The following is an 8,758-nucleotide window of genomic DNA, read 5'->3' as shown; positions in this document are numbered from 1 at the left end:
GGTGGGGGTTAGGGGAGGGGGGTGATGGTGAAGTTGTCGATGACGACCGGCTTGCCGTCGGCCTTGCCGGCGGTGAGGCCGACCCAGGCCTCGCCGCTCGCCGGGGCGGTGAAGTCATAGGACAGGTGCTGCGTCCCGGTGGTGGCCGGCAGGGCGTCCGTCCGCAGGGTGGTCGCCGTGCCGTCCGCCGCGTCGACGGCGGTGAGCCAGGAGGCGGTGCCCGCGTTCTGGAAGTCGAACTCGACGCGGTAGCCGCGGCCCGGGAGGAACCGCACCGTCCCCGGGACCGTGCGGTACGCCAGCCCCGTGCTGTCGTTGCGGGTCTTCAGCGACCAGTTCCCGCTGATCACGTCGTCCGTCGTCGCCCCGTTCCAGCCGCGCTGGGTGTACGGCGCGTGCAGCCCCGCGATGTGCGCGCGGCTGGTGTACGAGACGAAGGGGTAGAGGCCCTGGGGGACGTCCTCGAAGTCCTGGAAGACCAGGGTGCCGTCCTTGCTCGACTGCGCGTTCGGCACGACGCGGACGTGGGAGAAGCGGACGCGCGCCGCCGCCGCGTCGGCCTCGGTGGAGAGCGTCAGCGTCGTCGGCCCGTGGCCGGCCGTGAACCAGACGAAGATCCGCTGGAAGCGCAGCCCGTACTTGAGGTCGCCGGACTGCTTGTTGACGAGCGGGGTGGCGTCGACGCTGTTGCTCACGGCGGTGCCGTTCGCGGTGGTGACCGTCAGGGACGCCCGGCGGGCTTCGCCGACGGCGGAGCCGATCTCGATCTGGACGGACGCCGCGTAGCGCGTGCCCGGGACGAGCCCGCCGATGCGCTGGCCGATCGAGGCCGCCCCGCCGTCGTCGCCCAGCTGGGCGTCGTAGAGGCCGTAGTCGCCGTGCACGGCGGCCGCCTGCCCGGTGGACGTCCAGCCGCGCAGGTCGCCGGCGGTGAAGTAGGGGTTGGTGAGCCCGCTGCCCTCGCCCCAGTGCGGGTCGGGCAGGTCGGGCCGGCGGTCCGGGTAGACGACGTAGGGCTGCGCGGGGTCGGCGTCCAGGGTGAGTTGGCCGTCCGTCACCGGCGCCATGCCGTCCAGGACGCGGCCGGTGTCGGTGAGCTTGTAGACGGCGACCGCGGACGGGCGTCCCCACCCCGGCGGCAGCGTCCAGACCGTGCTGCCGCCCGACGGGTTGTAGTGGTAGAGCTTCTCCGGGGCGTCCGGGTGCCTCGGGTCCCAGCCGAGCAGGTAGGTGTCGCCGCGCTGCACCTCGCGGCCGTTGGTGGTGACGATCCGCGTCCCGGTGGCGCTCGACACCGACGTCCCGCCGAAGAAGGTGATCTCGGTGTCGCCCCAGGTCCTCAGCGGGTTCGCCTGGAGGTACTTGGACGGCACATTGACCGCCCAGATCTTGCGGTAGAAGTCGGTGTCCCAGTCGAAGCGCTGCTGCCAGCCCTCGAAGTCGCAGAGGACGGGGGTCGGGTAGAGCGGGAACTTGTCGGCGAAGACGTCCTTCTGATGGGCGGTGAGGAACCGGATGAGCGTGGAGTTGATGCCGCGGGAGGTGTCGCCGCCGTAGGTGACGTCGTTGGCCCAGTGCGACCAGATGTTGTTGCGCTCCAGCCCGAACGCCCACTCGCTGGCCAGGGACCAGCCCTGCCCGCGCAGCTCGCGCTCCAGCCGGTCGCCGGTCCAGCCGGACTCGCGGAAGACGTCGATGTAGAGGTGGGTCAGGGTGCGGGCGTCGGTCTCGTCGCGCAGCTGCCGGAAGCGCTCGGTGATGGAGTGGCTGGTGAGGTCCCAGCGGGAGTTGATGCGGTAGGACTGGTCGGCCCACGCCCACTGCGGATTGGTCTTGTCGGCGAGCTGCTCCGAGAAGTGGTGCGCGACCGGGTAGGCCTCGGTGCAGTTGACATGGACGGCGAACCAGCTGTTCCACCGCTTGCCGCGGGTGGTGAGGGTGTTGAGCGCGTCGAGGCCGCCGGCCCGGGTGTTGTAGTGGCCGCCGTAGTCGGGGTGGGCGACGTCGTGGCCCTCCGCCTGGTAGCCCTTGACGAGGGTGTACTGGCCGAGGAAGTCGGTGGCGAGCGCCACCCGCTTGACGTTGTCGAGGACGCGCAGGAAGTCGTTGCCGGCGATGGAGCCGATCAGGTACGGGATGTGCGGGACGACCCGCTGGTACTGGGTGTCGGCGCCGATCGGGTCGGGCAGCAGCTCGCGAAGCGCGATCGCGGCGTCCTGCCAGTCGGCGGCGCCGTCGCCGTTGCGGTCCCGGGTGAGGATGCAGCGGACGTAGGGCAGCGGCTCGGTGTCGTCCGGGTCCGCGCCGGAGGCGCGGTACGTCCACTGGCCGGAGGCGAGGCCGCACTTGAGGTAGCCGTCGCGGGCCACGGTCTGCCGCCAGATGCGGCCGTTCTCCCAGGAGGAGCCGGGGACGGCGGAGACCTGGTCGGTGACGGAGTCGGACTCCAGCCCGGCGGCGAGCGGGCCGACGCTGAGGACGGCGTAGGCGGAGCCCCTGCGGGCGGGGTCGACGGGGGTCGCGGCGGTGAGCCGCAGCGTGGTGTCGCCGCTGGAGTTCTTGTCGAGCGAGGTGGTGGCGGCCATCAGCGCCGGGCCGTCGTCGGTGGAGCGGACGGAGAGCAGCTGGAGGCCGGGGATCTCCAGGGTGCCGAGCTTCAGCGCGCCCTCGGTGACCTTGGTGACGCGGAAGGTCGTGGTCCACTCGGCGACGGCGATCTCGGCCTCCAGGACGGTGCCGGAGCCGAGGTCGAGGGTGTAGCCGTAGGCGGCGCCGCTCAGCCGGCGGGACGTCACCTGAGGGGTGAGCACCGCGCCGTTGACGACCACGTCGGTGACGGCGTCCTCCTGCCCGTGCAGCACGGCGCCGGTGGTGCGGTCGGTGTACCGCGCGACACGGGGGAAGGCGGTTCCGACCCGGACGGCGAGCGCCGAGGAGCGGATCACCTGCTCGGCGTCGGAGGCGGCGGGGGTGCCGGTCCCCGCATCGGCGGCGGCCGCCGGGAGGGTGTCGAGGACGGCGCCGCCGCCGGCCGCGGCGGCGGTGGCGAGGGCTCCGGCGAGGACGGTGCGGCGGCGCGGACGGCTGGTCGTCATGCGTCAACTCCAGTGGGGCGCAAGGCGGTTGAGGTGCTGGGGTGACGTGCAGTCGCATCTTACGGATGCGCAATCGATCACGGAACCGATCAGTTGCGCGCAGTTTCCGCGGCGGGACCGTTGACGTTTTGTTGAAGCGGTCCGTACGCTCCGCCCTACGGAATCCCTTTTCCGTCCACGACTGGAGGGTGTGCGCTGTGTCCGTGCTCCGATCCCGACGCGTCGTCACCCCCGAGGGGGTCCGCCCCGCCGACGTCCTGCTGGGCCCGGACGGGCGGATCGCCGCCGTCGCCCCGCACTCCGCCGCCACCGGCGGCCCGGACGTCACCGACCTCGGCGCCACCGCCCTGCTGCCGGGCCTGGTCGACACCCACGTCCACATCAACGAGCCCGGCCGCACCGAGTGGGAGGGCTTCGCCACCGCGACGGCGGCCGCCGCGGCCGGCGGCGTCACCACCCTCCTCGACATGCCGCTCAACTCGGTGCCGCCCACCACCACCGTCGGCAACCTGCGCATCAAGCAGGACAGCGCGCGGGGCCGGGTGCGGGTGGACGTCGGCTTCTGGGGCGGCGCCGTCCCCGCCAACACCGGCGACCTGGAACCGCTCTTCGGTGCGGGGGTCTTCGGCTTCAAGTCCTTCCTCTCCCCCTCGGGCGTCGAGGAGTTCCCGCATCTGCCGGCGGAGGCGCTGGAGCCGGTGCTCGCCGAGCTGGCCCGGATCGGCGCGACCGCGATCGTCCACGCCGAGGCGCCCGAGGTGCTGGACGCGGCGCCGCGGCACGCGGGCCGCGCCTACCTCGACTGGGTGCAGAGCAGGCCGCCCGCGGCCGAGACGGCGGCGGTGGCGCGGCTGCTGGACGCCGCGCGGGCGACCGGCGCGCGGGTGCATGTGCTGCACGTCTCGTCGGCGCAGGTGCTGCCGCTGCTGGCGGCGGCGCGGGCGGACGGGGTGCGGGTGACGGCCGAGACCTGCCCGCACTATCTGACGCTCGCCGCCGAGCAGGTGCCGGAGGGCGGCACGGCGTTCAAGTGCTGCCCGCCGATCCGCGACGAGGCGAACCGCGACGCGCTGTGGAAGGGGCTGGGCGACGGGGCGTTCATGGGCATCGTCTCCGACCACTCCCCCTGCACGGCCGAGCTGAAGGCCGGCGACTTCGCGGCGGCCTGGGGCGGCGTGGCGTCGCTGCAGCTGGGGCTGCCGGCGGTGTGGACGGAGGCGGCGCGGCGCGGCTTCGGGCTGGCGGACGTGGTGCGCTGGATGGCGGCGGGCCCGGCGGGCTTCGCCGGGCTGGACGACCGCAAGGGCGCGATCGCCCCGGGGCGGGACGCGGACCTGGTCGCGTTCGACCCCGAGGAGGAGTTCACCGTCGATCCGGCGCGGCTGCACCACCGGAACCCGGTGACCGCGTACGCCGGGCGCACCCTGCGCGGCGTGGTGCGGACGACATGGCTGCGGGGGCGGGTGGTGGAGCTCGACGGGGAGCCGCGGGGCGAGTTGGTGGCGCGCCGCGGAGCATAGGGGCGGTTCGCCCGCCCCCCAGGTGGTCACGGTCCCTCTGATGCGAAAGGACGCGCGTTGAACTACGAATCTCGCAAGGCCAGCCCCTATCCCGGCGGCGACTCGTGGGCGGACCACCGGGAGCGGGGGGAGTTCGGGTTCACCGGGCTGCCCGACCTCGCCGGGCGGGTGCTCGGCGGGAGCGTCGTCGCCGCCAACGACGAGTTCTTCGCCTCGCGCGAGAACCTGATCCGCCCCGGGCGGCCGGAGTTCACCATGGGCGACTTCGGGCCCAAGGGCCAGGTGATGGACGGCTGGGAGACCCGCCGGCGGCGCGGCGCGAGCGCCGCCGAGCCGCTGCCCGGGCCGGACGTCCACGACTGGGCCGTGGTGCGGCTCGGCGCGCCGGGGATCGTCCGCGGCGTCGTCGTCGACACCGCGCACTTCCGCGGCAACTTCGCCCCCGAGGCGAGCGTCGAGGGCGCCGTCGCCGACCCCGGGGACGACGCCGAGCCGGCCTGGTTCCCGCTGGTGGCGCGCACCGCGCTGGACGGGCACACCGCGCACGGCTTCGCCGCCGACCGCGGCGGCCGGTACGCCACCCACGTCCGGGTGCGGCAGTACCCGGACGGCGGGATCGCGCGGCTGCGCGTGCACGGCGAGCCGCTGCCCGACCCGGCCTGGCTCGACGCGCTCGGCACCTTCGACGCCGCCGCGCTGCTCAACGGCGGCCGCGCGGTGGACAGTTCGGACGCCTTCTACTCGGCCGCCGACCACATGCTCCGCCCCGGCCTGTCGAAGAACCAGGCGGACGGCTGGGAGACCGGGCGCCGCCGGGAGGGCACCCGGGACTGGGCCGTCGTCGCGCTCACCGCCGAGGCGCGGGTGCGGGCCCTGGAGATCGAGACGACCAACCTGGTGGGCAACGCCCCCGGCTGGGTCTCGGTGCTGGGCGGCGGCAGCGCAGAGGGCCCGTGGGAGCCGCTGGTGGCCGACCGCGCCCTGCTGCCGGACGCGCCGCACCGCATCGTCCCGGACAAGGCGGCCGCGGACCGGCCGGTGAGCCATCTGCGGGTGGAGATCGCGCCGTGCGGCGGCATCGCCCGGTTCCGCGCCCATGCGGAGCTCACCGCGGCCGGCCGCGAGGAGCTGGGCAGGCGCTGGCAGCGGGCCCGCTGAGGCGCCGTCAGCCCGCGCCCGGGATGTGCAGGGTGCGGGCCATCACCGCGGCGTCGGAGTCGACCTGCGCGGTGCCGCCGCCGGGGTCGCGGAAGGTGAAGCCCCAGGAGTGGCCGTCGACGGCCGCGATGTTGACGTTCTCCTGGTAGGCGTCGTGGTTTGCGCCCTTGGGGCGGTACCAGTAGGCGAGCGCCGAGCCCTGCCGGTTGACCAGGAAGAAGTCGCGGATCCAGCGCTCGCGGAAGCGGGCCAGCTTCTTCTTGTCGCCCTGCTCGACGAGGACCATCGTCCCGTAGGGCGTGTAGTTGACCTGGCTGGGCGCGTCGGCGGCGCTGAAGACGACGACCCGGGCGGGGGCCTTGCCGCCGGCGCCGAAGGAGACGTAGGTGGTGTCGCCCTTGCGGCTGACGGTCCGCTTGGGCAAGCCGTCGGGGATCGCCATGGTGAAGCCGAGCGGGTCGTGCACCACGTGGTAGCCGACGGGGATGCCGTCCTTGGGCTGCGGGTGGTCGAAGGGGTGCCGGATGTCGAGCACCACCACCGCCGCCAGAACCAGCGCGGCCGCGATCGGGGCGGCCAGCACCGGGCGCCGCCACCAGGGGCGCGGGCCGCGCCGCGCGGAGGCCGTCCGGGCGCCGGGCACGGCGGGCGCGTGCCGGGGGGTGCGGGCCCGCAGCACCTCGTCCGCGTGCGCGGTGACCAGCGCGGCGAGCGGTCCGGGCAGCCAGCCGTCGGCGCTCGGCGGGGCGCCGAACCCGTAGGGCCCGGCGAGCTGCTGGACGTCGGGGCGGCGCTGCGGCTCCTTCTGCAGGCAGGACCGGATCAGCGGCAGCAGGTTCGGCGGGACGCCGTCCAGGTCGGGCTCGCCCTCGATGACCCGGTTGAGCTGGGCGGCGGGGAAGGCGGCGTCGAAGGGGCCGTGGCCGGTGGCGGCGTAGACCAGCACCGAGCCGAGCGAGAAGACGTCGGAGGCGGCGCTCAGCGGGCGGCCGGAGGCCTGCTCGGGGGACATGTAGGGGGGTGTGCCGACGAGTTGGCCGGTCTGGGTGAGGCCGGCGGCGTCGGCGCTGCGCGCGATGCCGAAGTCGATCAGGCGCGGCCCGTGCACGGTGAGCAGCACATTGGACGGCTTGACGTCGCGGTGCACCAGCCCGGCGCGGTGCACCTCGGCGAGGGCGGCGGCCAGCCCGGAGCCGAGCACCCGGACGGCCGGCTCGGGGAGCGGGCCGCAGGCCAGGACGGCGCCGCCGAGCTCCGGGCCGAGCACGAACTCGGTGGCGAGCCAGGGCAGCTCGGCCTCCGGATCGGCGTTGACGACGGCCGCGGTGCGGCCGCCGCCGACCACCGCGCGGGCGGCGTCCACCTCGCGGCGGAACCGGCCGCGGAAGCCGTCGTCCTCGGCGAGCCGGGGGTGCACCAGCTTGACGGCCACCGGGATGCCGCGCGGATCCCGGGCCAGGTAGACGCGGCCCATGCCGCCCGCGCCGAGGCGGGCGATGAGGCGGTAGGGGCCGACCTCGGCGGGGTCGTCGGGCTCCAGGCCGTCCACGCGGCCTCCTTTCGGTGCGGGCTGGCGGGGGGTCAGGTCTGCGCGGTCACCAGGAAGGTGCGCTCGACGAGGGCGAGGTAGGCGTCGCCGTCGGCGCGTTGGGCGGCGGGCACGTCGCGCTGCATGAGCCACTGGCCGCCGCTGGCGAGGATGGGGTAGAGGAAGAGGGTGGTGTAGCTGCTGGCGCCGTCGGGGCCGTGCAGATAGGTGAGGACGGCGCCGGTGCCGCCGCGGCACCGCACGGTGGTGAGGGAGACGCGCCGGTAGTGGTCGCCCTTCTTCTTCTGGGCGAGCTGCTCGGAGACGCGGGCGCGGGAGAGGACGTCGCCGGGGCTCTTGCTCGCGTCGAAGGTCTCCCAGCCGACGGAGATCACGTCGTCGGTGCCGGAGCCGGTGGCCACGTAGTCGATCATCTTGAGGCTGCCGTTGCGGAGTTCGCTGCGGCTGTAGCCGGCGGGGACGGCGATCTGGAAGCCGGCCGGGTCGCGGGCGAGGACGTAGCCGGTGGGCAGCGTCACGCCGGCGGGGGCGGCCATGGTGGGCAGCGTCGAGGCGGAGGCGCCGGCGGTCGGGGAGGTGTCGGCGGTGGCGGTGGTCTTCGGGTGGGGGCGGCCGCCGCCGCGGGTGGCGGCGAGGACGGTGGCGGCGCCGCCGGCGGCGAGCAGGGCGGCACCGGCGGCCAGCAGGGCGCGGCGGGCGGGCCGCGGGCCGTGCGGGGCGACCAGGGTGGGGGCGTCGGCGCGCAGCACGGCGTCGGCCTGGGCGGCGAGGGCTGCGGTGAGGGCGCCGGGCAGCGGGCCGGGCGCGGCGTCGCCCCGGGCCAGGTCGGCGAGGCGCGGGCGGGCCCGCGGGTCGGGGTCGAGGCAGGCGCGCAGCACCGGCTCCAGGGCGGGGGGCGCGGCGCCGCCGCCGCACGCGTGGCGGACGAGGGCGCCGACGGCGTGCACCGCGGCGGGGGCGTCGGGCGGCGGCGGGGCGCCGGCGGGTCCGCGCGGGATGCCGCAGGCCGTCAGGCGCGGGCCGGAGACGTCCAGTTGGACGTCGGCGGGGACCACGCCGGGGTGGCCGAGACCGGCCCGCTGCAGGTCGAGGAAGGCGCGGGCGAGGCCGGTGCCGAGGGTGCGGAGCAGGTCCTCGGGAAAGGGGCCGATCCGGGCGAGCGCCGCCGGCAGCGGCAGGCCGAGCGCGAACTCGTGGGCGACCCACGGCTGCGGATCGTCGGCGTCGGCGTCCACGACGGGGGCGGCGCGGCCGCCGGAGGGCAGCGTGCGCGCGGCGTCGGCGCCGCGCCGCAGCGCCTCGCGAAACCGCGCGTCGACGCGCTGCGCGGCCCACGAGGTGACGGTGACGGTCGACCCGTCCGCCCCCCGCGCCAACCACCGCTCCTCCCCGCCGGGCGCCTCCAGCCCCCACAGCGGCCGAAACTCCCCCACCAC

General features: G+C 75.4%; 5 protein-coding genes. 2 read left to right on the top strand and 3 right to left on the bottom strand.

Features of this window, described 5'->3' with window-relative positions; translation table 11 throughout:
• Positions 1–8 precede the first annotated feature (8 nt).
• Positions 9–3,095, bottom strand: a complete 3,087-nt coding sequence (locus BIV57_RS08380; RefSeq protein ID WP_071656052.1) for an endo-alpha-N-acetylgalactosaminidase family protein — start codon at positions 3,093–3,095, stop codon at positions 9–11.
• Between the two features lie 197 nt (positions 3,096–3,292).
• Here BIV57_RS08380 and allB point away from each other — a divergent pair, with 197 nt between their 5' ends.
• Positions 3,293–4,615, top strand: coding sequence for an allantoinase AllB (allB, locus tag BIV57_RS08375; protein WP_245797480.1), 1,323 nt, complete (start codon positions 3,293–3,295; stop codon positions 4,613–4,615).
• 57 nt (positions 4,616–4,672) lie between these two features.
• Positions 4,673–5,773 (top strand): allantoicase, encoded by a 1,101-nt coding sequence (gene alc, locus BIV57_RS08370; protein ID WP_071656050.1) that lies wholly within the window; start codon positions 4,673–4,675, stop codon positions 5,771–5,773.
• Positions 5,774–5,780: 7 nt separating this feature from the next.
• On the opposite strand, the gene BIV57_RS25020 is transcribed toward alc, so the two are convergent.
• Positions 5,781–7,322, bottom strand: a complete 1,542-nt coding sequence (locus tag BIV57_RS25020; RefSeq protein WP_071656049.1) for a serine/threonine-protein kinase — start codon at positions 7,320–7,322, stop codon at positions 5,781–5,783.
• Between the two features lie 32 nt (positions 7,323–7,354).
• Positions 7,355–8,758: serine/threonine-protein kinase (locus BIV57_RS25015; RefSeq protein WP_473234599.1), on the bottom strand; the 1,404-nt coding region annotated here is incomplete at its 5' end.

It is taken from the genome of Mangrovactinospora gilvigrisea, from assembly GCF_001879105.1.
Taxonomy (GTDB): Bacteria; Actinomycetota; Actinomycetes; order Streptomycetales; family Streptomycetaceae; genus Mangrovactinospora; species Mangrovactinospora gilvigrisea.
Note: the sequence above shows the minus strand (reverse complement) of the source record. Positions and strands in the feature narration are given on the sequence as shown.